Origin of the sequence: Janthinobacterium lividum (assembly GCF_034424625.1) — a bacterium.
In the GTDB taxonomy this organism is placed as follows: Bacteria; Pseudomonadota; Gammaproteobacteria; order Burkholderiales; family Burkholderiaceae_D; genus Janthinobacterium; species Janthinobacterium lividum.
Map to the genome: position 1 here is coordinate 1,061,182 of NZ_CP139976.1, position 23,646 is coordinate 1,084,827.

The window sequence follows — 23,646 nt, forward strand, 5'->3', positions numbered from 1 at the left end:
AGGCAAGACACGAATGGCAAACATACTCGTAGTGGATGATGAAATGGGTATCCGTGAGTTGCTCTCGGAAATTTTGGGCGACGAAGGACATGCTATCCAGCTGGCCGAAAATGCGCAGCAGGCGCGCGAAGCGCGTGCCGCCGGTGCGCCGGATCTGGTATTGCTGGATATCTGGATGCCCGACACCGACGGCGTCACCCTGCTCAAGGAGTGGCAGCGCGACGGCTTGCTGACCATGCCGGTAATCATGATGTCGGGCCATGCCACCATCGATACGGCGGTCGAGGCGACGCGCATCGGCGCCATGAACTTCCTGGAGAAACCGATTGCCCTGCAAAAACTGCTGAAGGCGGTCCAGCAAGGCTTGACGCGGGCACAGGAAACCGTGCGCGCGCCGAGCGTGGCGCCGCGTCCCGTGGCACCCGTGGTGGCCGAGGAAAGCAGCCATCCCGTGCCCAGCTTTGGCGGCAGCGCGCCGCAACAGCTGATGGTACGCCCGGGCATCGCCGTACCGGCTGTGGCCGAAGGCCATGGCTACAACCTGTCGTTCGACTTGCCCCTGCGCGAGGCGCGCGACGCGTTCGAGCGCATGTATTTCGAACACCACCTGGGGCGCGAAGGCGGCAGCATGACCCGCGTGGCGGAAAAAACGGGCCTCGAACGCACCCATTTGTACCGCAAGCTGAAACAGCTGGGCGTCGAACCGGGCAAGCTGGCCAAGAAAAGCCTGTGACGGCAGCCGTGCGGCGTCCGACGCCGCTGACCCTGGTCAGCGGTGGACGCGCCGCCGGGCGCGAGGCGGCCATCGCGCAAGCCTTGCCGCCGGACCAGCCGGCCGCCGTGATCCTTGAAGGATTGGCTGACGGTAACGGCATCCTGGCCTACCTGGCCGAGCAAGTTTCTCCATCCCCATCATTTCCATTGCAACTGTTGCGCATCGCGCCCGGTTGCCTGTGCTGCAGCGGCAATCTCGTATTGCGTGTAACATTGAATCGTCTGCTGCGCCATCCACCCGCGCGCTTGTTCATCAGCCTGGCCGACGCCTCGCACATCGAACAATTGCGCACCTGGCTCACCGCCAGTCCCTACGATGCCCTGCTGGCGCTGCAAGCAGACATGGTGGTTTCCTGACGATTTCCTGATCGACTTACCGCAAGCGCAGTTTGCATCTCGTTACAACTCTGTAGCCCGCAGGGTGGCATGGCCGCTTGAAATGGCGCCGTGTAACCCCACCTCTGTTCTGACACCGCAGGAGCTTCTCCTGCTTGAGCGAAGGATGCAAAATGAACCTGATCTATAACAGCGAACAATATAGCGTCGTGGAATTCGGCGTCGATGGCAACCTGGAAGCCTTGCGCTTTGGCGGCTATGAAATCGTCGACAAGGGGGGCAAGCGGGAAACGTTTATCGCCGGCATCCTTGCGCAAAACTTCCGCCGCGACGTGACGGAGCTGATCGCCAGCGAACCCAGCATGGAAGAGATCGATGAATTTTTGGGCAGCTATGATTCCCTCATGAGCCAGCCTGTGCTGTTGCATTAGGGTGATGGCTATCGCCGCCATACCAATCCGCCAGGCGGCGTGGTATGGTGGCCGTGTTATCCCGCTGCAAACAGACCATGTGCCAACTTCTTGGAATGAATTGCAATGTCCCTACGGACATTGTCTTTAGTTTTACCGGCTTCGCCATGCGTGGCGGCCATACCGATACCCACCATGATGGCTGGGGCATCGCCTTTTTCGAGGGCGCCGGCGTGCGCCATTTCGTCGACCACCAGGCGGCCATCGCCTCGCCCGTGGCCGAACTGATCAAACGCTACCCCATCAAGTCGCGTAATGTCATCGCGCACATCCGCAAGGCCACGCAAGGGCAGGTGGCGCTGGAAAACTGCCACCCCTTCGTGCGCGAACTGTGGGGCCGCTACTGGGTCTTTGCCCACAATGGCGATTTGAAGGATTTCCACCCCGTGCTGACGGGCAGTTACCGCCCCGTCGGCTGCACGGACAGCGAGCTGGCTTTCTGCTATCTGCTGCAGGAGTTGCATGGGCGCTTTGGCGATGCCCCGCCGGCGTTGCCGCAACTGCATGCCGCCCTGGCGGAGTTGTTGCCTGGCATCGCCGCCCACGGCACCTTCAACATGATGCTGTCGAGCGGCGAGGCGCTGTTTGCCCATTGCTCGACCAGCTTGCACTATCTGGTGCGACAACATCCGTTTCCAACTGCTAAACTCTCCGATGAAGACCTGAGCGTGGACTTTTCCCAGGTGACGACTCCCCAGGACAGAGTGGCCGTGATCGTTACCCAGCCGCTGACGACGAATGAGCAATGGACGGCGTTTGCGCCGGGTGAATTGAAATTATTTGTCGACGGGATGGTGCAAGAAACCCCTGCGCCCTAATTTGTTGACGACAATAAACTGGATTGCTGCCAAAATACCCACAGCGCGGGCGGAATTCAGCTAAAGTATTGTCAATAGTGAACCTTGATGCGGGCGCGGCGCGGCCGGTGTCACTCGACGTGATTGATGAAGAGTTAATGATCGATATTTCCAGCAACGACATCACCCCGAAACCCTTGCGCGTGCGCGAGTTCTATCTGGGGCGACAACCTATCCTTGACCGCAATCAAGCCTTGTTTGGCTATGAGTTGCTTTTCCGCAACGCTCCGGTCGGTCCCGCCAACATTACCAGCGACCTGTCTGCCACGGCATCCGTCATCGCCCACGCTTCCCAGCTGGGCATGGAAAAGGTCATCGGCGACGCGCTCGGTTTCGTCAACGTCGATGCCGACGTGATCATGAGCGACATCTTCGTGTTTCTGCCGCGTGAAAAAGTCGTGCTGGAAATCGTTGAATCGATGCCCGTCACGCCGGAAGTGCGTGCACGCATCAGCGAACTGGTGGGCCATGGCTTCACCTTCGCGTTGGAAAACGTCGTATCCGATACGTCGCAAGTGCAGGAACTGCTGCCACTGGTGCAGTACGTCAAGATGGACATGAGCACGGTCGACCCGAAAGTGCTGGCAGCGCTGGCGCCCCGTTTCAAGCAGGAAAACAAGAAACTGGTGGCGGAAAAGGTCGAGACGCGCGAAGAATTCAAGTCGGGCCTGGATCTGGGCTTCGATTACTTCCAGGGCTATTACTTTGCCAAGCCGGCCATCATGACGGGCAAGAAGCTGTCGCCGTCGCAACTGGCAGTCATGGAACTGATGACCTTGGTCACATCGGACGCCGACAACATGGATATCGAGCGCGCCATCAAGCGCGACGTGTCGCTGGCCCTGAACCTGCTGCGCCTGGTTAATACGCCGGCCGTGGGCGCGCGCCAGCGCATCGATTCGCTGAGCCAGGCCGTGACCGTGCTGGGCCGCCGCCAATTGCAGCGCTGGCTGCAAATCATGCTGTACGCGGAACCAAGCAAGCGCGGCCATAGCATGACGCCGCTGCTGATGCTGGCCACCACGCGCGGCCGCCTGCTGGAATTGCTGGCGCATAAACTGCGCCCGAACCACGCCCATTCGGCCGATATCGCCTTTACGGTCGGCATCATGTCGCTGATGGATACCCTGTTCGGCGTGCCGATGTCGGAAATCCTCAGCCAGATCGAAGTCATCGACGAAGTGGCCGAAGCGCTGCTGTCGCGCGAGGGCTTCTACGGCGACCTGCTGCGCTTGGCCGAATGCATCGAGCGCATCGAAGACATGGAAGGCGAAATCGTGCCAACCTTGCGCGACCTGGCCATGTCGCCGGACGACCTGGTGGAGCTGGAAATGGCCGCCTACGAATGGAGCGATAACGTAGTCCGCTACGCGCTGTAGGTCGGATTAGCGCGGCCGCCAGGCCACGCGTAATCCGACTACATTGTTGACGCTGATCGTAGTGATGTCGGATTACGGCCTGCGGCCTAATCCGACCTACCCCATTTATCTAAAAGAGCCCTGCACGGCGTCGCCGTGGCAGGGCTTTTTTACGCCGCTACGCAGCGGCGCCGGGCCAGTGCTTGTGCAGCTCGGGGTCGGTGCGCAGTTCCCACAGGGCCAGCACGACAACGGCGATACCGACGAGCAACTCGTTCCACATGACGACGGGCTGATCGGCCAGCCGCAGTACCCATGGCGAGGCCGCCACCCAGACGCCGACCAGCAGGTTGACGACGACGGCCCAGAAATAGGTCTTGTACAGGTCGAAGGCGGCCAGTACGGCGATCACCAGTCCCGAGACAAAGGCGTTGATCATCTGCGGTGAACCTTCGGGATAGGAAAAGGCCCAGGGCGAGACGACCAGCCATAGACCCAGCAACAGGATCACTTGATCCTGCCAGCGTTTTAGTTTGAAATTGGTTGCCATATATCCTCCTTGCCGGTTGGGAACGGGCCGGAGCGGGCATGCAGCATGCCAGCCGGCATACTGCGTTAGTGCGCTTCGGCGCGCGATAAGTTCCGCGCGCCTTGTACCTATATTATGACAGATTGGGTGCCAGCCAGCGTTCCACGTCCTCGATGTTGACGTTGCGGCGCTTGGCCATGTCTTCCACCTGGTCCATGCCGATCTTGCCGACGACGAAGTATTTCGACTCCGGGTGGGCAAAATAGAAGCCGGAGACGGCCGCGCCGGGGAACATGGCATACGATTCCGTCAGCTGCATGCCGATTTCCTCGGCCTGCATGACCTCGAACATCTGTTTCTTGACCGTGTGCTCCGGGCAAGCCGGGTAGCCGGGCGCGGGGCGGATGCCGACATACTTTTCGGCGATCATGTCGTCGTTGCCCAGGTGTTCATCCGGTACATAGCCCCACAAATCCTTGCGCACGCGCTCGTGCAGGTATTCGGCAAACGCCTCGGCCAGGCGGTCCGCCAGGGATTTGAGCATGATGGACGAGTAATCGTCGTGCGCATCCTCGAAGCGTTTTTCGTACTTTTCAATGCCCAGGCCGGACGTGACGGCGAACATGCCGATGTAATCCTTCACGCCCGATGCTTTCGGAGCAATGAAGTCGGCCAGGCACTGATTCGGACGCTGCACGCCGTCGACCACGGGTTTGACGCCTTGCTGGCGCATGCCGTAATAGGTGAACGCCACGGTACTGCGCGTATCGTCCGTGTACACCTCGATATCGTCGTCATTGACGCTGTTGGCCGGCAGCAAGGACACGACGCCATTGGCCGTCAGCCAGCGCCCGTCGATGAGTTTTTTCAGCAAGGCCTGGCCTTCCGCGTACACCTTGGTGGCCGCGTCGCCCACCACTTCATCCGTCAAAATGGCGGGGAAGGGACCTGCCAGGTCCCAGGTCTGGAAGAACGGGCCCCAGTCGATATAGTTGGCCAGCGTGGCCAGGTCGACATTCTTGAACACGCGGCGGCCGATGAACTTCGGTTTCACGGGCGTGCAGGGGCCGTCGAACGGCACGACCATCCTGTTGGCGCGCGCCTGCGCCAGCGGCAGGATGGGCAGGGCCTTCTTGTTGGCGTGCTGCTCGCGGATGCGCGCGTAATCGATTTCGATGTCTTCCACGTATTTGTCGCGCTGTTCCGGCGTCAGCAACGATTGCGCCACGGATACGGAACGCGAGGCGTCCGGCACGTAGATGACGGGGCCTTCGTAGTTATGCGCGATTTTCACGGCCGTGTGGGCACGGCTGGTGGTGGCGCCGCCGATCAGCAGGGGGATCTTCAGCATACGGAAGTGTTCGTCGCGCTGCATTTCCTTGGCGACATACGCCATTTCTTCCAAGGATGGCGTGATCAGGCCCGAGAGACCAATGATGTCCGCGTTTTCCACCTTGGCGCGCGCGAGGATTTCCGAGCACGGCACCATCACGCCCATGTTGACCACTTCGAAGTTATTGCACTGCAGAACGACGGTGACGATATTCTTGCCGATGTCATGCACGTCGCCTTTCACGGTCGCCATGATGATCTTGCCTTTCGGCTTGGCGACGATGCCCGTGCGCTTTTCTTCCAGCAGCTTTTCTTCCTCGATAAACGGGATCAGATGGGCCACGGCCTGTTTCATCACGCGCGCCGATTTCACCACTTGCGGCAGGAACATTTTACCCTGGCCAAACAGGTCGCCGACCACGTCCATGCCGGCCATCAAGGGGCCCTCGATCACATGGATGGGGCGCCCGCCATTGTGCAGCAATTCCTGGCGCGCCTCTTCCGTGTCTTCCACGATGAATTGCGTGATGCCGTGCACCAGCGCGTGCGACAGGCGCGCCTGTACGGTGCCTTCGCGCCAGGCCAGGGTTTGCGCCTCGGCCTTGCCGCCCGCCTTCAGGGTACCGGCAAATTCGATCATGCGCTCGGTCGAGTCTTCGCGGCGGTTCAGCACCACGTCTTCCACGCGCTCGCGCAATTCCGGGTCCAGGTTGTCGTACACGCCCACCATGCCGGCGTTGACGATGCCCATGGTCATGCCGGCCTTGATGGCGTGGTACAGGAAGACGGTGTGGATGGCTTCGCGGGCTGGATCGTTGCCGCGGAAACTGAAGGACACGTTCGACACGCCGCCCGAGATCTTCGCGTACGGCAAGTTTTCCTTGATCCAGCGCGTGGCGTTGATGAAGTCGACGGCGTAGTTGTTGTGCTCTTCGATGCCGGTGGCGACGGCAAAGATGTTCGGATCGAAAATGATGTCTTCCGGCGGGAAGTCGAGCGCATCGATCAATAAATGGTATGCGCGGGCGCAAATCTCGATCTTGCGTTCGAAGGTATCGGCTTGCCCTTTTTCATCGAAGGCCATGACGATGACGGCCGCGCCATAGCGGCGGCACAGTTTTGCCTGGCGCAGGAATTCCTCTTCGCCTTCCTTCATGGAAATCGAGTTGACGATGGCCTTGCCTTGCACGCATTTCAGGCCCGCTTCGATGACGGACCATTTCGACGAGTCGACCATGATGGGCACGCGCGAAATATCGGGTTCCGAGGCGATCAGGTTCAAAAAGCGCGTCATGGCGGCCAGCGAATCGAGCATCGCTTCATCCATGTTGATGTCGATCACCTGCGCGCCGTTTTCCACTTGCTGGCGCGCCACGGACAGGGCTTCGTCGTATTGCTCGTTGAGAATCATGCGCGCGAACGCTTTCGAGCCCGTGACGTTGGTGCGCTCGCCCACGTTGACGAACAGCGACTCGTCATTGACGACGAACGGCTCCAGGCCCGCCAGGCGCAAGTCGTGCGATGGGGCCGGCACGGTGCGCGGCGTGTTTTTCGATAGCAATTCGCCGATGGCGGCGATGTGCTCGGGCGTGGTGCCGCAGCAGCCGCCCGCCATGTTCAAAAAGCCCGCGTCGGCAAATTCGCGCAGCAGGGCGGACGTGTCGGCTGGCAACTCGTCGAAACCCGTGTCGCTCATGGGGTTGGGCAAGCCCGCATTCGGGTAGATGCACACGAAGGTGTCGGCGATCTTGGCCAGCTCTTCCGCGTACGGGCGCATCAGGGCGGCGCCCAGCGCGCAGTTCAGGCCGATGGTTAGCGGTTTTGCGTGGCGCACGGAATTCCAGAAGGCGGGCACGGTCTGGCCCGACAAGATGCGTCCCGAGGCGTCCGTGACGGTGCCGGAAATCATCAGCGGCAGGCGCACGACATCCGGGTTTTGCTCGTAGAACAGGTCGATGGCGAACAGGGCCGCCTTGCAGTTCAGGGTATCGAAGATGGTTTCCACCAGCAGCACGTCGGCGCCGCCTTCCACCAGGCCCTGCGTCTGCTGCAGGTAGGCGGCCACCAGCTGGTCGAAGGTGACGTTGCGCGCTGCCGGGTCGTTGACGTCGGGCGAGATCGATGCCGTCTTCGGCGTGGGACCGAGGGCGCCGGCGACGAAGCGCGGCTTGTCCGGGGTGGAATACTTGTCGCAGGCGGCGCGCGCCAGCTTGGCTGCCTGCACGTTCATTTCATAGGCCAGGTGGGCCATGTGGTAATCGTCTTGCGCGATGGTCGTGGCGCCGAAGGTATTCGTTTCGATCAGGTCGGCGCCGGCCGCCAGGTAGCGCTCGTGGATTTCCTGGATGATGTGCGGCTGTGTCAGGGTCAGCAGCTCATTATTGCCTTTGACGAACAGTTCGCGCGCGCCACTGTCGGCCGGCGCGGCGAAATCGATGAAGCGGCCGGCGGGGCCGCCGCGATACGCTTCTTCGTCGAGCTTGTACTGCTGGATGATCGTGCCCATGGCGCCGTCGAGGATCATGATCCGCTGCGCCAGAATGGCGCGCAAGGTGGCTTCGGTCGGGGACATGGCGGGGATCACGGTATCGTTCATTTCATGCTTTCAATAGGCAAACGGGCGGCGGCGCGGCGACAAGACTGGTACGAGGCGGATGCGGGCCAGCAGGATCAGCTGACGGAGAGTGCCGGCCGGGTAGGGCAGGCAGAAGGTGGCAATCGCCTGATTTCACCGGGTCTAAAATTATACGGCATCAGGCTGCTTTGGTTTTAAGCAAAAGCGGCCGTTCGCCCCACGGCTGGCCTTCTTGCAACACATCGCCTCCTGCCACGCCTGCCGCTGAAATTACATTCCTGAAAATCTTACTCAAAACGTTAATTCTTCCGCCAAAGTTGGCAGAAAAATACTGTCCTCTAGGATGTGGAAAAATTTCCACATTATTTGTCCTGCCTCAGCATATTTTTAATGAATGGAATGGCAATAGCTGCAAAGGAAATTAATTTTGATTTAAGGCAATACAGAGTGAGGGAAATAATGCTCAGAATAAAGTTTGCCAAGCAGATATTTTAACTATTATCAAAACCAATTGAATCAAAAGCATTAATAGTTGTCTTTGGGAATCGAATTAACCCATAATATTGGTTCTTAGAAATTAAATTCTCACCAAAAGTCACCAATATGTCACATTTATCTCGTGTCCTCCCCGGCATCGCGCTGCACAAACATGGTTGCCAGCCATGAAAAACCATCTGCTCGTAGCATTGTTTGTCGTGCTGGGCCTGTCCGCCTGCGGTGGCGGTGGTGGCGGTGGTGGCGACACGGTGGTGGCGACCACCTCGGGCACGCCCGTCCTGACTCCTGCCGTGACGGCCGTCTCGGCGGCGAATGTTGCCGTGGGCGGCAGCCTGGTGGTCACGGGCACAAATCTGGGCCGCGTGACGGCCTTCCAGGTGGGCGGCGTGACCGTTGCCACCAGTGCCGCCAGCGAGACCAGCGTGACCCTGGCCATGCCTGGCGTGCCCGTCACGGGTGCCTTGAGCCTGGTCAGCGCCAGCGGTACGGCGGCCACCAGCTATAACGTCAATGTGTACCTGCCGTTGAGCGTGGGCAGCGTCGCGCCGGCGACGGGCGGTGTCGGCTCCAGCGTGACGATCACGGGCGGCGGCATGGGGGCCGTGACAGCGGTACAGTTTGGCAATGGCGCGGCGGCAACGCCGCAAAGCCAGACGGCCAGCAGCGTGACAGTGGTGGTGCCTGCGGGTGCAGCGACAGGCGCGCTGACGGTGCGCGGTCCCTACAACGATGTGATCAGCAGCGACGCGTACACGGTCCTGGCCAGCGTGGCAGTGACGTCGATCACGTCGGCCGTCAACGGCGCGACCTTGTCGGTGACGGTGCAGGGCAGCAATCTCGACCAGGTCAGCTCGGCTTCGGTGGGCAATACGCCGGCCGTCATCGTCAGCGCCAGCGCCAGCCAGCTGCTGCTGTCCGCGCCAGCCTCGGCAACGGGCAATGTGATGCTGTCGGCCGCTTCGCGCATCGCCGTAAATGCGGGCACGGTGTCGGCCTTTACCTTGGGCAGCATTGATTTCGCGCAAGTACTGAATTTGAACGCCAGCAATACGGCTTTGCGTCTGACGCGCGGCAAGCCGGCTGCCGTGCGCGTGTCCGTGCTGGCCACGCAGGCGGGCCAGGCCAGCCCGGCCGTGACCTTGAATGCGACCGCCGCCAATGGCAGCAATCTGGGCAGCATCGCGATGACGGGGCCGGCGCTCTTGCCGACGACGACGAACGATGACAGTTTCAATGGCAATTTCAGTGCCGTCCTGCCCTCCGGCTGGATCTTGCCCGGCGTGCGCGTGCGCGTGACGGCCGTCGGCAATGACGGCGTGCAAGTGAGCCAGGAAGCGGCACCCATGGTGGCCAGCCTGGCCAGAATCCGTTTGGTACTCGTCCCCTTGAGCACCGACGATGGCGTGGCGCAACTGCCGGACGCCGAGGTGATCCGCGCTGCGCTGTTGCGCGTGTATCCGTATGCGACGGAAAATATCAGCATCACCACGCGCGCCGCGCTGAGCATGCCAGGCAGCAGCACGGCCGACAGCTGGTGGAGCGATACCCTGGGCAAGCTGGAAAACAAGCGCGCGCTGGAAGACAGCGGTGCCTATTACTATGGTTTCGTGCCGAGAATGTCCTCCACCCGCGCCGCCGGCCTGGCCTACATCAACCAGCGCAGCAGCGGCAGCGACTTCACGTCGGCCATCGGCCTGGATGCCCGCTTCAACAGCATCGCATCGGTCGATCCATTCGGCAATCAATGGCCTGAATGGCTGACCACGCTCGTGCACGAGCTGGGCCACAACCACTCGCTGCAGCACGTTGCCTGCGGCGGCCCGGCCGGCGCCGCTGCCGACTACCCGTATGCGGATGGCAATCTGGGACCGCAACCCCTGTATAACAGCAACTATGCGGGCAGCATCGGCCAGCTGAGCAAGGCAGTCTATGGCAGCACGCCGATGAAAGACGTGATGAGCTATTGCAGCGGCGCCTGGTTCTCCGACTACAGCTATGCGCGGGTGCAGCAATTCCTGGAAAAACGCAGCACGCAGGGGACGGGCAGCAATGTGCTGGCCGCCAGCATGTCCGTGGCCGAGAACGGCTACCTGACCATTTCCGGCCGCATCACGCCAGCCGGCGTGGCCTTGCGCCCAGCCGTTGCCTCGTCGGCGCGCATCGGCGCCGCTGCCAGCGGCAGTGGCCATGCTTATACCTTGCGCGTGTTGACGGCGTCCGGACAGACTATCGACTTGCCCTTCGATGGCGTCTCCGTGGCCGACCATGGCGGCAACGCCATGAGCCACTTCCGCGTCAGCTTCGCCAATCCGGGCGAAATCAGCGATGTGCAAGTGCTGGCAAATGGCAAGGCTTTGGCCAAGCTGGAACGCCCGGCGCGCCGCAGCAAGGCTGCCGCCAACGATGCCACGTTTGATGCGACGCAAAGCGGCGGCCAATTGGTGCTGGTTTGGAATGCCGAGGCGGAACCGTATGCCGCCGTCATGCACGTGGCTGCCGATGGCCGCAAGACGGTGGTTGCCAGTGACTTGACGGGTGGCAAAGCCAATGTCGACGTGAGCGCCGTGCCGGCCGGTGGCCGTTTTGAAGTCAGCCTGTCGTCGTCCGTGGGCGCACGCCTGATGAAGGTGCAGCGCCGCTAAGCGCTGTGGCTGGATACAAAAAAGGCTTGCCGCGGCAAGCCTTTTTTTATGGCCATCGGCATGATGGCGCGGTGCAACCCGGTGAAGTCAGGCGAAGCGTTTGCCTTCGAGCGGGAAGCCCTTGATGAATTCGGCCGCGGGCAGGCGCTTGCCGCCCGGTTTTTGCAGTTCCGTCAGGCGCAGCGAGCCATTGCCACAGGCCACGACGATGCCGTGCTGGGCGTCGGCTGCCAGCACCTGGCCGGGCGCTTCCTTGCTATCCGCTTCGAGCACGTCGGCGGCCCAGATCTTGATGGTGGTGCCATCGACCTGGCCGCAGGCGCCGGGAAACGGATTGAAGGCGCGGATCTTCAGGCCCAGTTCCAGTGCCGGCAGGCTGAAATCGAGCGCCGCTTCTTCCTTGGCGATCTTTGCCGCGTAGGTGACGCCCGCTTCCGGCTGCGGCACGGCTTCCAGCGGCTGCTGCTGCATCTTGCGCAGGGTTTCGACGATCATCTTGCCGCCCAGGGCGGCCAGCTTGTCGTGCAGGCTGGCGGTGGAGTCGCCCGCTTCGATGGGCGTGCGCTCGATGGCCAGCATCGGGCCCGTATCGAGGCCTTCTTCCATCTGCATGATGGTCACGCCCGTTTCATCGTCGCCCGCTTCGATGGCGCGGTGGATGGGCGCCGCGCCGCGCCAGCGCGGCAGCAATGAACCGTGGATATTGATGCAGGGTTTGATGTCGAGCGTGCTGCGCGGCAAGATCAAGCCGTAGGCCGCCACCACCATCACGTCGTAGTCGGTGGCCAGCAGGCGCGCGTGGGCTGCCTTGGCTTCGGCGGCGCGCTGCGGGTCCTTGCTGTCCATGCGCAGCGACAAGGGCTGCAGCACCTCGATGCCATGTTGCTGCGCATATTGCTTGACGGCCGAGGCGTGCAATTGCATGCCGCGCCCGGCAGGGCGGTCGGGCTGGGTCAGCACCAGCGGAATCTCGAATCCCGCTTCGTGCAAGTCTTTCAGGGCCGTGGCGGCAAATTCAGGCGTGCCTGCGAAGATCACTTTCATATGGTTCCTTGACGTGAGGTGTACAGGCCCGCGCCCAAATGCGCCAGGCTGGCGTGGTGTAACGACGACTGTTGTTGCTTAGTCTATCAGCAGTGGCTTAGAAGCGGCGGTTCTGAGCGCGCAGGCTCGCTTCGCGCTCGAGACCACGGATTTCCTTGATCATCTTGGTCTTGATGCGGTTGCGCTTGAGCGGCGACAGGTATTCGACGAATACCTTGCCCAGCAAGTGATCCATCTCATGCTGGATGCAGACGGCCAGCAAGCCATCGGCTTCCAGTTCGAACTGTTTGCCGTGGCGGTCCAGGGCGCGCACCTTGATGCGGGCCGGGCGCTCGACGCCATCGTAGACGCCAGGCACGGACAGGCAGCCTTCATCGTAGACCTGCTTTTCTTCGCTGGCCCAGGTGATTTCCGGGTTGATGAACACTTGCAGCTGGTTTTTCTCTTCGGTGATGTCGATCACCATCATCTGGATATGCTCGTCCACTTGCGACGCGGCCAGGCCGACGCCCGGGGCGTCGTACATGGTTTCGGCCATGTCGTCGATCAGGGTTTGCAGACGCGCGTCAAATTCGGTGACGGGCTTGGCGATCGTGTGCAGGCGAGGATCGGGGTAACGCAGGATATTTAATATGGACATACGGATTCGACTGGTTAAGGTGGGCGCCGGTGCGCCGGATTATTCATGCCTGGGCCATGCGAACGATGGCAGGGCTATTTTATTTGAGTACGCTACGGTTGGGCGCGTATGGCACAACGGCGCGGCAGATGCGTTTGCCAGTGCGCTATTCGTCTGCTGCAAAGGGAAATTTTATCACAGACGCCCATGCTCCTGTGGATGACGGGCCGTTTTGCACGGCCATTGCACGCATTGTTGCGCGCGTCGGTATCGCGTGCGCGCCATGGCGCTAGCATGGGATGGCACAGCACACAGCGAGGTTGTCATGCATGCAATTGCCACGACGGCAGACGCGGCCACGGAACTGGCGGGCTGGCTGCGCCTGCAGCATCTGCCCGGCGTGGGGCCGGTGGCGGCGCGTGCCTTGCTGGTCAGCTTCGGCTTGCCGCCGGCCATCTTCAGCGCGTCCTTCGAGGCCTTGCGCGAAGTGGTGCCGGCCAGCGTGGCGCGCGCCATCGTGCAGCCGCCCAGGCCGGTGGCCAACAGCCAGCTCGAGCTTACTCTGCAGTGGCTGCAAGGCCCCGGCAATGCCGTGCTGACCCTGGCCGATGCCGCGTATCCGCCCCTGCTGCTGGAAATCGCCGATCCGCCGCTCTTGTTATATGTACGGGGGCGGGCGGAATTGCTGTCGCGTCCCGGCGTGGCCATCATCGGCAGCCGCAATGCCAGCGCGCAAGGCATGCAGAATGCGGCCGCCTTTGCGCAAGCCCTCAGCACGGCAGGCTTGACCATCATTTCCGGGCTGGCGCTGGGCATCGATACGCACGCGCACGAGGGCGGCTTGCGCGGCGCGGGGGCCACCGTCGCCGTGATCGGCACGGGCGCCGATCTGGTGTATCCGCGACGTAACCTTGATCTGGCGCAAAGAATTGCCGAACAGGGTTGCATCGTCAGCGAGTATGCACTGGGGCTGCCCGCAATGCCAGGTAACTTTCCGCGCCGCAACCGCCTGATCAGCGGCCTGGCGCGCGGCGTGCTGGTGGTCGAGGCGGCCGCGCAATCGGGCTCCCTGATCACGGCCCGCCTGGCCGGCGAGCAGGGGCGCGATGTGTATGCCTTGCCCGGTTCCATCCATGCCACCCTGGCCAAGGGTTGCCATGCGCTCATCAAGCAGGGCGCCAAGCTGGTCGAGTCGGCCGATGACGTGCTGCAAGAGCTGCAGTGGCTGGGCGGCATCCCCGGCGCGCCGGCCGTGGTGGAAGACGAACCGCCGCTGCTGGCCGCGCTGGGCCACGATCCCCTCGATGCCGATACCCTGGCCGCGCGCAGCGGCCTGGCCATGGGCGCGCTGATGGGCGAACTGCTGGCGCTGGAGCTGGCGGGCCGGGTGGAGCGCTTGCCAGGAGGACTGTTTCAACGCTGTAAATGACAGCTTGTCACTTGTGTGGCGGCCTTGCCGCACGGCGGCGCTTTGTCGGCGCGCACCCTTGTGTCGCAGCGAACTTAGCTGATAGAGTAGAGCCATGTTCGATATCCTGGTGTACCTCTACGAGACTTACTATCGCCCCGATGCCTGCCCCGAGCCGGCAGTCCTGGCGCGCAAACTGTCGGCCGTCGGTTTCGACGACGTGGAGATTTCCGAAGCGCTTGTCTGGCTGACGGATTTGAATGCCATGGCCGGCGTCGAGCAAACCCTGACGGCCAGTTCCACGGGCACGCGCTTCTATGTACAGCAGGAAAGCGACGTGCTGGGCACGGCCGCCATCGGCTTCATCCAGTTCCTGGAAAGCGCCAAGGTACTCTCGCCGCTGCAGCGCGAAATCGTCATCGAACGGGCGCTGGCGCTCGACGAGGCACCCGTGTCGCTGGGCAAGCTGAAAGTCATCGTGCTGATGCTGCTGTGGAGCCAGGGCAAGGAACCGGATGCCCTGATGTTCGACGACTTGTTCGTCGACGATGAAGATCTCCCGCCGCGCTTATTGCACTAATATATAGCCGTATTCTTCGCTGTCTGCCCGACCCTGGCGCCGCTGCCGCGCCATCCCCTTTACCATGTGTTGCACCAGCGCACCCGCCAGCCTGTTGTGTTTGCGCTTGCGCATTCTTGCTTGCAGATAACTTGCCGAATTCTTCAATAGGCGCTTATCATTGGCCGCTTGACAAGACCACAAGTCACACGGCCTTGCGCAGACAAAAGCGTCGGCGCCTGGCAATGCACTGTATGATGCGCATGCTGAAACTATCCTAGAGCATTTTTCGAGACTAAAAAATATGACAAAAACCCTCATCATCGCCGAGAAGCCTTCTGTCGCGAACGATATCGCGAAGACGCTTGGCGGCTTTACCAAGCACGATGAGTACTTTGAATCGGATGAATACGTCCTGTCGTCGGCGGTCGGCCACTTGCTGGAGATCGCCGTACCGGAAGAATTCGACGTGAAGCGCGGCAAATGGAGTTTCGCGCACTTGCCGATGATTCCACCGTATTTCGCGCTGAACCCGATCGCCAAGACGGAAGCGCGCCTCAAAGTATTAAACAAGCTGATCAAACGCAAAGACGTCACCACCCTCATCAACGCATGCGATGCGGGGCGCGAAGGCGAGCTGATTTTCCGCCTGATCGCGCAAAACGCCAAGGCCAAGCAACCGGTCAAGCGCCTGTGGCTGCAGTCGATGACGCCGGGCGCCATCCGCGACGGTTTCTCGCACCTGCGCAGCGACGAAGAAATGCTGCCGCTGGCCGATGCGGCCCGCTGCCGTTCGGAAGCCGATTGGTTGATCGGCATCAATGGCACGCGCGCCATGACGGCGTTTAATTCGAAGGAAGGCGGCTTCTATCTGACCACCGTGGGCCGCGTGCAGACGCCGACCCTGTCGATCGTGGTCGAACGCGAAGACAAGATCAAGAAATTCGTGCCGCGCGACTTCTGGGAAGTGCGCGCCGAATTCGTCTGCGCGGCCGGTATCTATGAAGGCCGCTGGCTCGACACGAAGTTCAAGAAGGACGAGAACGACCCGGAGAAGCGCGCCGAGCGCCTGTGGAGCAAGACGGCTGCCGACTCGATCGCCACCGCCTGCCGCGGCCGCCAAGGCATCGTCACGGAAGAGTCGAAACCGACCACTTCGATGGCGCCGGGCCTGTTCGACCTGACCAGTTTGCAGCGCGAAGCGAACTCGCGTTTCGGCTTCTCCGCCAAGAACACACTGGGCCTGGCCCAGGCGCTGTATGAAAAGCACAAGGTATTGACGTATCCGCGTACCGATTCGCGCCACCTGCCGGAAGACTACATGCCGACCGTGCTGCAGGCGCTGGAAACGGTCAAGGAAAACAGCAACTACCACCAGTTCGCCAAGCAGATCATCGACAAGGGCTGGGTCAAGCCGAACAAGCGCATCTTCGACAATACCAAGATCTCGGATCACTTCGCGATCATCCCGACGACGATCGCGCCAAAGAATTTGTCCGAGCCGGAACAGAAGCTGTACGACCTGGTCACGCGCCGCTTCATGGCCGTGTTCTTCCCGCCTGCGGAATTCCAGGTCACCACGCGCTACACGGAAGTGTCCGGCCATCAGTTCAAGACTGAAGGCAAGGTCATGACCAATCCGGGCTGGCTGGCCATCTACGGCAAGGAAGCCTCGACGGACGCGGACAAGGAAAGCAATGGCAACGGCAATCTGGTGCCGGTCGCCAAGGGCGAGAAAGTCCAGACGGAAAGCGTCAACGCCAACGGCCTGGTCACCAAGCCGCCTGCGCGCTTCACCGAGGCAACGTTGCTGTCGGCCATGGAAGGCGCCGGCAAGCTGATCGACGACGACGAGCTGCGCGATGCGATGGCTGGCAAGGGCCTCGGCACGCCAGCGACGCGCGCGGCCACCATCGAGGGCTTGCTGACGGAACGCTATCTGATCCGTGAAGGCCGCGAACTGATTCCGACGGCCAAGGCGTCGCAGCTGATGACCTTGCTCAAGGGCCTGGGCGTCAACGAATTGACGGCGCCGGAGCTGACGGGCGAGTGGGAATACAAGCTGTCGCAGATGGAAAAAGGCAAGATTTCGCGCGAAGAATTCATGCGCGAAATCGCGCAGATGACGCAAATCATCGTCAAGCGCGCCAAGGAATACGACAACGACACGATCCCCGGCGACTACGCGACCCTGGAAACGCCGTGCCCGAATTGCAGCGGCGTGGTAAAGGAAAACTACCGCCGTTTCGCCTGCACCAAGTGCGAATTCTCGATGAGCAAGACGCCGGGTTCGCGCCAGTTCGAAATCGCCGAAGTGGAGCAATTGCTGAAGGACCGCACCATCGGCCCGCTGCAAGGCTTCCGCTCGAAGATGGGCCGTCCGTTCGCCGCCATCCTGCGCATCGTGCGCGATGAAGAGATCAAGAACTTCAAGCTGGAATTCGATTTCGGCCAGAACGACGAGAGCGAAGATGGCGAAGGCGTCGATTTCACGGGCCAGACGCCTGTGGGACCTTGCCCCAAGTGCAACGCTGGCGTGTACGAAATGGGCCTGGCCTATGTGTGCGAACACAGCGTGGCCAAACCGAAGACGTGCGATTTCCGCAGCGGCCGTATCATCTTGCAGCAGGAAATCTTGCCGGAACAAATGGCAAAACTGCTCAACGATGGCAAGACGGACTTGCTGCCGGGCTTTGTTTCGCAGCGTACCCGCCGTCCGTTCAAGGCATTCCTCGTGCGCGGCAAGGATGGCAAGGTGAGCTTCGAGTTTGAAGAGCGCAAGGCCAAGCCGGGCGCGAAGACCAAGGCGGCAGCCGTCGAAGCCGAAGGCGAAGAAGGCGCGGCGCCAGCGAAGAAGACGGCCGTCAAGAAAGCGGCAGCCGTCAAAAAGGCGCCAGCCAAGAAAGCCACGGCCGTGAAAAAGCCGGCCGCCAAGAAGGCGCCGGCGAAGAAGGCGGCAGCGGCGGAGTAATCCGGCGCCAGCCAAACAAAAGCCAGGGATGTCCCTGGCTTTTTTTACGTCCCGAGACTCTTAGTCAAGGTAGTCGGAATACTCGCGCTGCGCGTAGTTCTGCAGATTCGCCCACGGCTGCGCCTTGCTGACGGTCGGCTGCAGCTTGACGTCGACCCGGCGATAGAAGGTATTCGCGCGGTCGCCGCTTTCGATGATCAGGGGAATCTGCTTTTGTTCATCCCACAGGATGCGCTGGAACACGCCATTTTTTTCCACTTCGCGCCAGCGCGCGCCCGTCACGTTCGATGCCTGTTTCGACAGCGGCATGGCGGCCACCAGTTTCGGGTCCAGCAGATAGAAACTGTTTTCCCAGGAGCCGTCGAAATTGACGTTTTCGTATTCCGCTTTCGGGATCGCCACCACCACCTTGTCATGCGCATCGATGTATTCCACGCGCACGGTGTTCTTTTCCAGCATCACGTGGCGCGGTATCAGCACGGGATTGAAGTGCTTGTGTTCATGCTGCGTGGCCTTCAGCGCCACTTTGGTGTTGTCGCCGTGCTTGTGGCCTGCATGCGTGTCCGTTGACGGCGCCAGCACGCGCTCGACCCACACGTGGCCGGGACGGCGCAGCATCTTTTCTTCGTAGCGGCTCTCGCGCGTCACGCCTTCTGGCGTCAGGACGCGGCTGTAATAGGTGATGCCCAGGTCCAGGTCGGCAGTAGCAGGCGGGGTGGCAGGAGCGGCTTGCGCGCTGGCGGCAAAGCCGGCGGCGAGGAGGATGGCGATCAGGGACGATTTCATGGTGTTGCCTTTACGTGCAGAGGGGCGGAGGGCCTACGCCATCCGCCCCGGTGGGGTTGCCGTGTTGATGTGGATCAGAAGCCGAAGGCCGCCTTCAGCAAGTCAAACACCTTGGTGTTGTCCAGGGTGCCCTTGAAGGTCTTGGAGCCGGCGCCCGTGGCCAGCAGCTTGACGTCGCCGCCGCCGTGGGTTTCGCTGGCCAGGCGCACGCCTGTTTCCTGCAGGTAATTGTCTTTCAGGGCCGTGGCGCTGTCGACGTTGCTGCGCAGGGCAGGGCGGTTCGGGCCATTGCCGAACACCAGGGTGGTGTAGGTATTGCCATCGGCATCCTTGCTCGGCTGGTTATCCTTGTAGCCGCGGTTGATGTCGAGGATAGGGTTGCCGCGCTTGCCGTAACCGTTGAAGGCCAGGGTATGGTCATGGTCGGCCGTGACGACGATCAGGGTATTTTCCAGCTTCGGATCGGTTTCTCGGATCTTGCCGATGGCTGCCTTGATGGCGTCGTCGAAGGCGATGGTATCCGTCAGCGCGCGCTTGGCGTTGATGCCGTGCAAGGCGTGGTCGATGCGGCCGCCTTCGACCATCAGGAAGTAGCCGTTCGTGTTTTTCGACAGCAAGTCGATGGCTTTCAGCGTCATTTCCGACAGGCTAGGCTGGGTCGCGCCTTCGCCCAGCGGTGGCGTGGCCGTACGGTCCAGTTCATATTCCAGGTGGCTGCGGGTGCTGTACAGGCCGATAAATTTCTTGCCGCTCGGCGCTGCCGCCATTTCCGCTTTCGTCGCGGCCACGGTGTAGCCCTTGGCGGCAAATTCCGTCAACAGGTTGCGGCCATCGGCGCGGCCATACTTGTTGCTTGCCGACCAAGGCGTAAAGTGATTGCGGCCGCCGCCCATCAGCACGTCGACGCCATCTCCCAGGGCCGCGTTGTAGCCCGCGCCGCCCGGCGCCGTTTGCGCGGCGATCGCGTATTGCGCATTGCGGTTGCAGATGTGCGAGAAAGTCGTCGCCGGCGTGGCGTGCGTCAGTTCCGTGGTGGTGATGGCGCCCACGGCCTTGCCCTTGGCTTTTGCCAGTTCCAGGATGGTCGGCGCGCTCTTGCCGCCGGCCGGGCAATTGTCCACACCCAGATTGCCGTTGGCATCGCGGCTGGGTTCCTTGGCGATCGTGTCCTGCGCCATCGAGATGACTTCATTGTTCATCTTGACGCCGGTCATGTAGGCGGCCATCGATGGCGCGCTGTCCGTCGTTTGCGCATCGTTCGAGAACGTCTTGATGCGCGCCGTGCGTTCCAGCGTGTCCATCGTCAGGCTGCCGTCTTCCTTGTACTGGTAGATGCGCGCCGCCGTCACGACGGACGGGCCCATGCCGTCGCCGAGGAAGAAGATGACGTTCTTGGCGTCGGCGGCGTAGGCGCTGGCAACGCTGGCGGCCACGAGCGTGGTCAGCAAGGAGAGTTTCAGGGCCGATTTCAGTACGGCGGGTGTCGATGCAAGTTTCATGTGCTTGTCCAATTCTTGTCTCTTGGGGATTACAGACCGCCGGCGGTCTTGACCAGGCCGAATACTTTGGTGTTGTCGATGGTGCCGAGGAAGGTTTCCGAACCCTTGCCGATGGCGCCCAGGAAGACGTCGGTGCCGCCGTGGGTTTCGTTGCCCGCCGTGGTGCGGATCACCGCTTCCTGGTGGTAATTATTGGCGCTGGTGACGGTTTCATCGAGGCTGGCCATGGCGGCGCGGCTCGACTGGGTGCGGTTTTCGCCATTGCCGAAGCCGATGATCGAATACGGTGCGCCATCGAGGTCTTTCTCGACCGCGCCGGTCACGTAGTTCTTCACCACGCCCAGCACGCCAGGGTTGCCGGCAGCCGTCTTGCCCGTGCGCTTGGCGTAGCCGTTCAGCACCAGGGTGTGGTCATGGTCGGCCGTGACGATGATCAGGGTATTGGCCAGGGTCGGGTCGGTGAGCTTGGCTTTGTCGATGGCCGCCTTGATGGCGTTATCGAATGCGACGGTATCTTGCAGCGCTTTCTTGGCTGTGGTTTCGTGCAGCGCATGGTCGATGCGGCCGCCTTCGACCATCAGGAAATAACCCTTCTTGTTCTTGGCCAATACATCCATGGCCTTGGTGGTCATTTCCGCCAGGCTCGGTTCCTTGGCGGCATCGCGGTCCAGGTCGTAGCTCATGTGGCTGGACGTGAACACGCCGAACAGGCGCTCCGTCTTGGCCGCATCGACGGCCTTGAAGTCGGCGCCCGTGTTGGCGACCGTGTAGCTCTTCGCTTTCAGTTCGGCGAGCAGGTCGCGTCCGTCGGAACGCTTGCCGCCATCCTTGAACGGCTTGAAGAATTGCGCGCCGCCACCGAGGACCACGTCCAGGCCGGCAGTGCCCAGCGCGCTGTTGTAGCCCGTACCGCCAGGCACCAGGGCTGCGGCGATATCGTTTTCCAGGTCGCGGTGGCAGATGTGCGAATAGGTCGCCGCCGGCGTGGCATGCGTCACGCGTGCCGTGCTGACGACGCCGGCGGCAAAGCCCTTGGCCTTGGCCAGTTCCAGCAGGGTGGTGGCGGGCGTGCCGTTGCCGGTGCCGCATTTGTTGACCAGCTTGTTGCCGTTCGCATCCGTGCCCGGATCGATGGCGACCGTGTTGGCCGACATCGAGATGACTTCATTGTTCATCTTGACGCCCGTCATGTAGGCGGCCATCGATGGCGCGCTGTCCGTCACTTGCGCGTCGTTCGAGAACGTCTTGACGAAGGCCGTTTCCGGCAGGGTGTCCATGGTCAGCGCACCCTCTTCGCCCACCGAATAGATGCGCGCGGCTGTCATGGTGGTCAGGCCCATGCCGTCGCCGAGGAAGAAGATGACGTTTTTCGGCGGTGCTTCAGCCACTACCTCTTCTTTTTTGGCGTCGCTGCCGCAGGCGGCCAGCATCAGGGTGATGGCGACGCTGCAGCCAGCGACGGAAATTTTTCTGCGTGTCATGTGGTTCATCCGGCTAGGTTTGAAAGAGCTAGCAAGATAACAATCCAATGTGACGCCCTCATGACGCTGTGACACATTTGGCCACGCCGGTGCGCGTCCGCCTGGCGTGTTGTTTTAGCGCACGTCCTCGGTGGAAAAGTACACCGTGCCGCGCAAGCGTGCCGTTGTTCCCAGCTGCGCGCGCAAGGCCGCCTGCAAGCTGGCGGCCGGGGTTTCCTGCACGCCCCGCTTGGCCGCCACGATGTCGCCATGCGGCGCCTGCGCAGGGCTGGTCCAGGCGACGATATGTTCGAAATCGGGGCGGCTGTCGATGCGCTTGACGAGGAAGCGCTGCGTGCCGTCGCCCACCTGCAGATAGCGCGCGCTGGCGTGCGCGGCGGGTGCCGGCGACAGTTGGCGCATCAGCAGGACGCGCTCGACGATGATGGCGGCAGCGCCGTAACCGGGTTCGGCTTTTCCAGCCTTCTCGAAGTGCCCGCGCACTACCGTCGCACGGAACTGGCGCAGCGGCAGCGGCGCGGCGGGCAGCAAGCGCGCCAGCTCGAAATGTTCCGGTTCGAGGGTCCACAGCGCCGTATGGCCATCGAGCTGCTGGCGCAGCCGCGCATCGAGGGCGGGGTCGGCCAGCCGCACTTGCAGCACCACCTGGTAATCGTGCGGCGCATGGAACATCGGCAGGTGCGAGGCATACAGCCCTTGCTTGCCGCCAAACAGCACCATGCCGTGCAGGCCCCAGGTCGGGGGCGCGGCGTGGGCGAGACTGGACAGCATCAGGAGCATGGCGGAAAGGAAGAAACGTAGCATGGGAGGAATTGATGAGTTTTAATACCAGGATGATAGGGGCGGTATGATGGACGGTACAGCAACCATTTTTCACCTTTCGTGTCCCATTTGGAAATCATCATGCATATGAGCCTTGCCGACCTGCGCGTGTTTTGCAGCGCCGCGCGCCTGCCGACCCTGGGCGCGGCGGCGCTGGAATTGCACCTGACGCCATCGGCCGTGTCGAAAGCCTTGCGCCGCCTGGAGGGGGACATGGGCGCGCCCCTGTTTGACCGGAGCGGCAAGCAATTGCTGCTCAACGACAGCGGCCGTTTGCTGCTCGAGCGTGCGCGCAGCTTGCTGGCGCTGGCCGAACAGGCGCGCCTGGACGTGATGGGCGAACGGGGCGCCATCGATGGCCGCATCGCCGGCCCTGCCTTGCTGCTGTGGCGCCACGCGGAGACCCTGGCGGCGGCGCTGGACGCCTATCCGCAGGCCAGCTTGCGTTTGCAACCGGCTTTCGAGGATGCGGCGCTGGCGGCCCTGGCGCGCGGCGATTGCCATGCGGCACTGGTGACGCAGGACGCCATCGCCCAGCGCGGCGCCGACTGGCCTGCCACCTGGCACAGCACGGCGCTGGGCAGTATGCGCATGCTGCTGGCGGCCGGGCGCGGCCATGTGCTGGCGCGCGGCGTGCCGGCAGCCTGCGCATCCGTGCGCTGCGCCATGCAGGACGTCTTGCCGCACGCGTTTGCCAGCCCTGCCCACTCCCTGCTGTGCGGCGAGGAGCGGGGCCGCCATGCCGATGGCTGGCGCGGGGTGGCAGGGCGCACCATCCGCTACTGGAGCGACGACGTGCAGCTGCTGCTGGGCTATGTGCAGTCCGGCCGGGCGCTGGCCTACCTGCCCGACTTCGCCGTGCGCGCGCACGATTTGCTGCAGGTCGAGCTGGCCGGCAGCGTTGATTGCAGCGAACAGGTGCTGCTCGTGTGGGATGGCGCGCTGGCGGGGCAATGGCTGCATGCATTGGCGCGGCAGCTGTCTATTCATCCGAAATAAGCAACAAACTATTGCGCTTTAACGGGTTTTTCTACCGGATTGAGCAACGTAAGATGCATGCATCCCAATCATTTTGTGAAGGCACAG

General features: G+C 62.0%; 19 protein-coding genes. 10 read left to right on the forward strand and 9 right to left on the reverse strand.

Annotation, left to right across the window (positions count from 1 at the left end; translation table 11 throughout):
• Positions 1–13: 13 nt before the first annotated feature.
• From U0004_RS04765 to U0004_RS04785, 5 genes are all read left to right on the forward strand, one after another.
• On the forward strand, positions 14–733 hold the full coding sequence (locus tag U0004_RS04765) for a response regulator (RefSeq protein ID WP_034784724.1): 720 nt from the start codon (positions 14–16) through the stop codon (positions 731–733).
• The gene (locus U0004_RS04770) at positions 730–1,131 is read left to right on the forward strand and encodes a GTPase (protein ID WP_070253842.1); all 402 of its coding nucleotides are present in this window, start codon (positions 730–732) and stop codon (positions 1,129–1,131) included. The genes U0004_RS04765 and U0004_RS04770 overlap by 4 nt, the downstream gene beginning before the upstream one ends.
• 152 nt (positions 1,132–1,283) lie before the next feature.
• Complete coding sequence (locus U0004_RS04775) at positions 1,284–1,541, forward strand: BTH_I0359 family protein (protein WP_070253841.1); 258 nt, start codon at positions 1,284–1,286, stop codon at positions 1,539–1,541.
• Positions 1,542–1,618: 77 nt separating this feature from the next.
• Positions 1,619–2,398: a class II glutamine amidotransferase gene (locus U0004_RS04780; RefSeq protein WP_071653611.1), complete on the forward strand. Its 780-nt coding sequence runs from the start codon at positions 1,619–1,621 to the stop codon at positions 2,396–2,398.
• Positions 2,399–2,535: 137 nt separating this feature from the next.
• Positions 2,536–3,816, forward strand: coding sequence for an EAL and HDOD domain-containing protein (locus U0004_RS04785; protein WP_034784728.1), 1,281 nt, complete (start codon positions 2,536–2,538; stop codon positions 3,814–3,816).
• Between the two features lie 157 nt (positions 3,817–3,973).
• Here U0004_RS04785 and U0004_RS04790 read toward each other — a convergent pair whose 3' ends face one another.
• The 3 genes from U0004_RS04790 to U0004_RS04800 form a co-directional block, all read right to left on the reverse strand.
• Entirely contained in the window at positions 3,974–4,345 is a 372-nt protein-coding gene (locus U0004_RS04790; RefSeq protein WP_070253839.1) for an SPW repeat protein, read from the reverse strand.
• A gap of 112 nt (positions 4,346–4,457) precedes the next feature.
• Entirely contained in the window at positions 4,458–8,252 is a 3,795-nt protein-coding gene (metH, locus tag U0004_RS04795) for a methionine synthase (protein WP_174718091.1), read from the reverse strand.
• Positions 8,253–8,409: 157 nt separating this feature from the next.
• Positions 8,410–8,592, reverse strand: a complete 183-nt coding sequence (locus tag U0004_RS04800; protein WP_139144059.1) for a hypothetical protein — start codon at positions 8,590–8,592, stop codon at positions 8,410–8,412.
• A 301-nt stretch (positions 8,593–8,893) separates the two neighbouring features.
• Between U0004_RS04800 and U0004_RS04805 the strand changes: the two genes are divergently transcribed.
• Positions 8,894–11,371 (forward strand): IPT/TIG domain-containing protein, encoded by a 2,478-nt coding sequence (locus tag U0004_RS04805; RefSeq protein WP_115057409.1) that lies wholly within the window; start codon positions 8,894–8,896, stop codon positions 11,369–11,371.
• Positions 11,372–11,458: 87 nt separating this feature from the next.
• Here U0004_RS04805 and fmt read toward each other — a convergent pair whose 3' ends face one another.
• Complete coding sequence (gene fmt, locus U0004_RS04810) at positions 11,459–12,415, reverse strand: methionyl-tRNA formyltransferase (RefSeq protein ID WP_070253837.1); 957 nt, start codon at positions 12,413–12,415, stop codon at positions 11,459–11,461.
• A 97-nt stretch (positions 12,416–12,512) separates the two neighbouring features.
• Positions 12,513–13,055, reverse strand: coding sequence for a peptide deformylase (gene def / locus U0004_RS04815; protein ID WP_034784735.1), 543 nt, complete (start codon positions 13,053–13,055; stop codon positions 12,513–12,515).
• Between the two features lie 304 nt (positions 13,056–13,359).
• Here def and dprA point away from each other — a divergent pair, with 304 nt between their 5' ends.
• The 3 genes from dprA to U0004_RS04830 all read left to right on the forward strand — a co-directional run bounded on the left by dprA (position 13,360) and on the right by U0004_RS04830 (position 17,972).
• Positions 13,360–14,463 carry a DNA-processing protein DprA gene (gene dprA, locus U0004_RS04820; protein ID WP_070253836.1) on the forward strand — a complete coding sequence of 368 codons (1,104 nt, stop codon included), beginning with the start codon at positions 13,360–13,362 and terminating at the stop codon, positions 14,461–14,463.
• A gap of 94 nt (positions 14,464–14,557) precedes the next feature.
• Positions 14,558–15,022: a Smg family protein gene (locus tag U0004_RS04825; protein WP_034749287.1), complete on the forward strand. Its 465-nt coding sequence runs from the start codon at positions 14,558–14,560 to the stop codon at positions 15,020–15,022.
• A gap of 283 nt (positions 15,023–15,305) precedes the next feature.
• Positions 15,306–17,972, forward strand: coding sequence for a DNA topoisomerase III (locus U0004_RS04830; RefSeq protein WP_070253835.1), 2,667 nt, complete (start codon positions 15,306–15,308; stop codon positions 17,970–17,972).
• 60 nt (positions 17,973–18,032) lie between these two features.
• Here the strand turns inward: U0004_RS04830 and U0004_RS04835 are convergent, their stop codons facing one another.
• The 4 genes from U0004_RS04835 to U0004_RS04850 all read right to left on the reverse strand — a co-directional run bounded on the left by U0004_RS04835 (position 18,033) and on the right by U0004_RS04850 (position 22,542).
• A complete protein-coding gene (locus U0004_RS04835) occupies positions 18,033–18,758 on the reverse strand; it encodes a hypothetical protein (RefSeq protein ID WP_070253834.1) in 726 nt (241 codons plus the stop codon).
• 74 nt (positions 18,759–18,832) lie between these two features.
• The gene (locus U0004_RS04840; RefSeq protein ID WP_412101873.1) at positions 18,833–20,218 is read right to left on the reverse strand and encodes an alkaline phosphatase; all 1,386 of its coding nucleotides are present in this window, start codon (positions 20,216–20,218) and stop codon (positions 18,833–18,835) included.
• A gap of 68 nt (positions 20,219–20,286) precedes the next feature.
• A complete protein-coding gene (locus tag U0004_RS04845) occupies positions 20,287–21,738 on the reverse strand; it encodes an alkaline phosphatase (RefSeq protein WP_081345433.1) in 1,452 nt (483 codons plus the stop codon).
• A gap of 114 nt (positions 21,739–21,852) precedes the next feature.
• Positions 21,853–22,542: a hypothetical protein gene (locus U0004_RS04850; RefSeq protein ID WP_070253833.1), complete on the reverse strand. Its 690-nt coding sequence runs from the start codon at positions 22,540–22,542 to the stop codon at positions 21,853–21,855.
• A 99-nt stretch (positions 22,543–22,641) separates the two neighbouring features.
• Between U0004_RS04850 and U0004_RS04855 the strand changes: the two genes are divergently transcribed.
• A complete protein-coding gene (locus tag U0004_RS04855; RefSeq protein WP_139144058.1) occupies positions 22,642–23,559 on the forward strand; it encodes a LysR family transcriptional regulator in 918 nt (305 codons plus the stop codon).
• The last annotated feature ends 87 nt before the right edge of the window (positions 23,560–23,646 follow it).

Coding starts and splice junctions, on each gene's coding strand:
- U0004_RS04790 (WP_070253839.1), bottom strand. CDS start 4,345: ATGGCAACCAATTTCAAACTAAAACGCTGGCAGGATCAAGTGATCCTG.
- dprA (WP_070253836.1), top strand. CDS start 13,360: ATGCATGCAATTGCCACGACGGCAGACGCGGCCACGGAACTGGCGGGC.
- U0004_RS04855 (WP_139144058.1), top strand. CDS start 22,642: ATGCATATGAGCCTTGCCGACCTGCGCGTGTTTTGCAGCGCCGCGCGC.
- U0004_RS04785 (WP_034784728.1), top strand. CDS start 2,536: ATGATCGATATTTCCAGCAACGACATCACCCCGAAACCCTTGCGCGTG.
- def (WP_034784735.1), bottom strand. CDS start 13,055: ATGTCCATATTAAATATCCTGCGTTACCCCGATCCTCGCCTGCACACG.
- metH (WP_174718091.1), bottom strand. CDS start 8,252: ATGAACGATACCGTGATCCCCGCCATGTCCCCGACCGAAGCCACCTTG.
- U0004_RS04835 (WP_070253834.1), bottom strand. CDS start 18,758: ATGAAATCGTCCCTGATCGCCATCCTCCTCGCCGCCGGCTTTGCCGCC.
- U0004_RS04825 (WP_034749287.1), top strand. CDS start 14,558: ATGTTCGATATCCTGGTGTACCTCTACGAGACTTACTATCGCCCCGAT.
- U0004_RS04805 (WP_115057409.1), top strand. CDS start 8,894: ATGAAAAACCATCTGCTCGTAGCATTGTTTGTCGTGCTGGGCCTGTCC.
- U0004_RS04765 (WP_034784724.1), top strand. CDS start 14: ATGGCAAACATACTCGTAGTGGATGATGAAATGGGTATCCGTGAGTTG.
- U0004_RS04845 (WP_081345433.1), bottom strand. CDS start 21,738: ATGACACGCAGAAAAATTTCCGTCGCTGGCTGCAGCGTCGCCATCACC.
- U0004_RS04775 (WP_070253841.1), top strand. CDS start 1,284: ATGAACCTGATCTATAACAGCGAACAATATAGCGTCGTGGAATTCGGC.
- U0004_RS04830 (WP_070253835.1), top strand. CDS start 15,306: ATGACAAAAACCCTCATCATCGCCGAGAAGCCTTCTGTCGCGAACGAT.
- U0004_RS04850 (WP_070253833.1), bottom strand. CDS start 22,542: ATGCTACGTTTCTTCCTTTCCGCCATGCTCCTGATGCTGTCCAGTCTC.
- fmt (WP_070253837.1), bottom strand. CDS start 12,415: ATGAAAGTGATCTTCGCAGGCACGCCTGAATTTGCCGCCACGGCCCTG.
- U0004_RS04780 (WP_071653611.1), top strand. CDS start 1,619: ATGTGCCAACTTCTTGGAATGAATTGCAATGTCCCTACGGACATTGTC.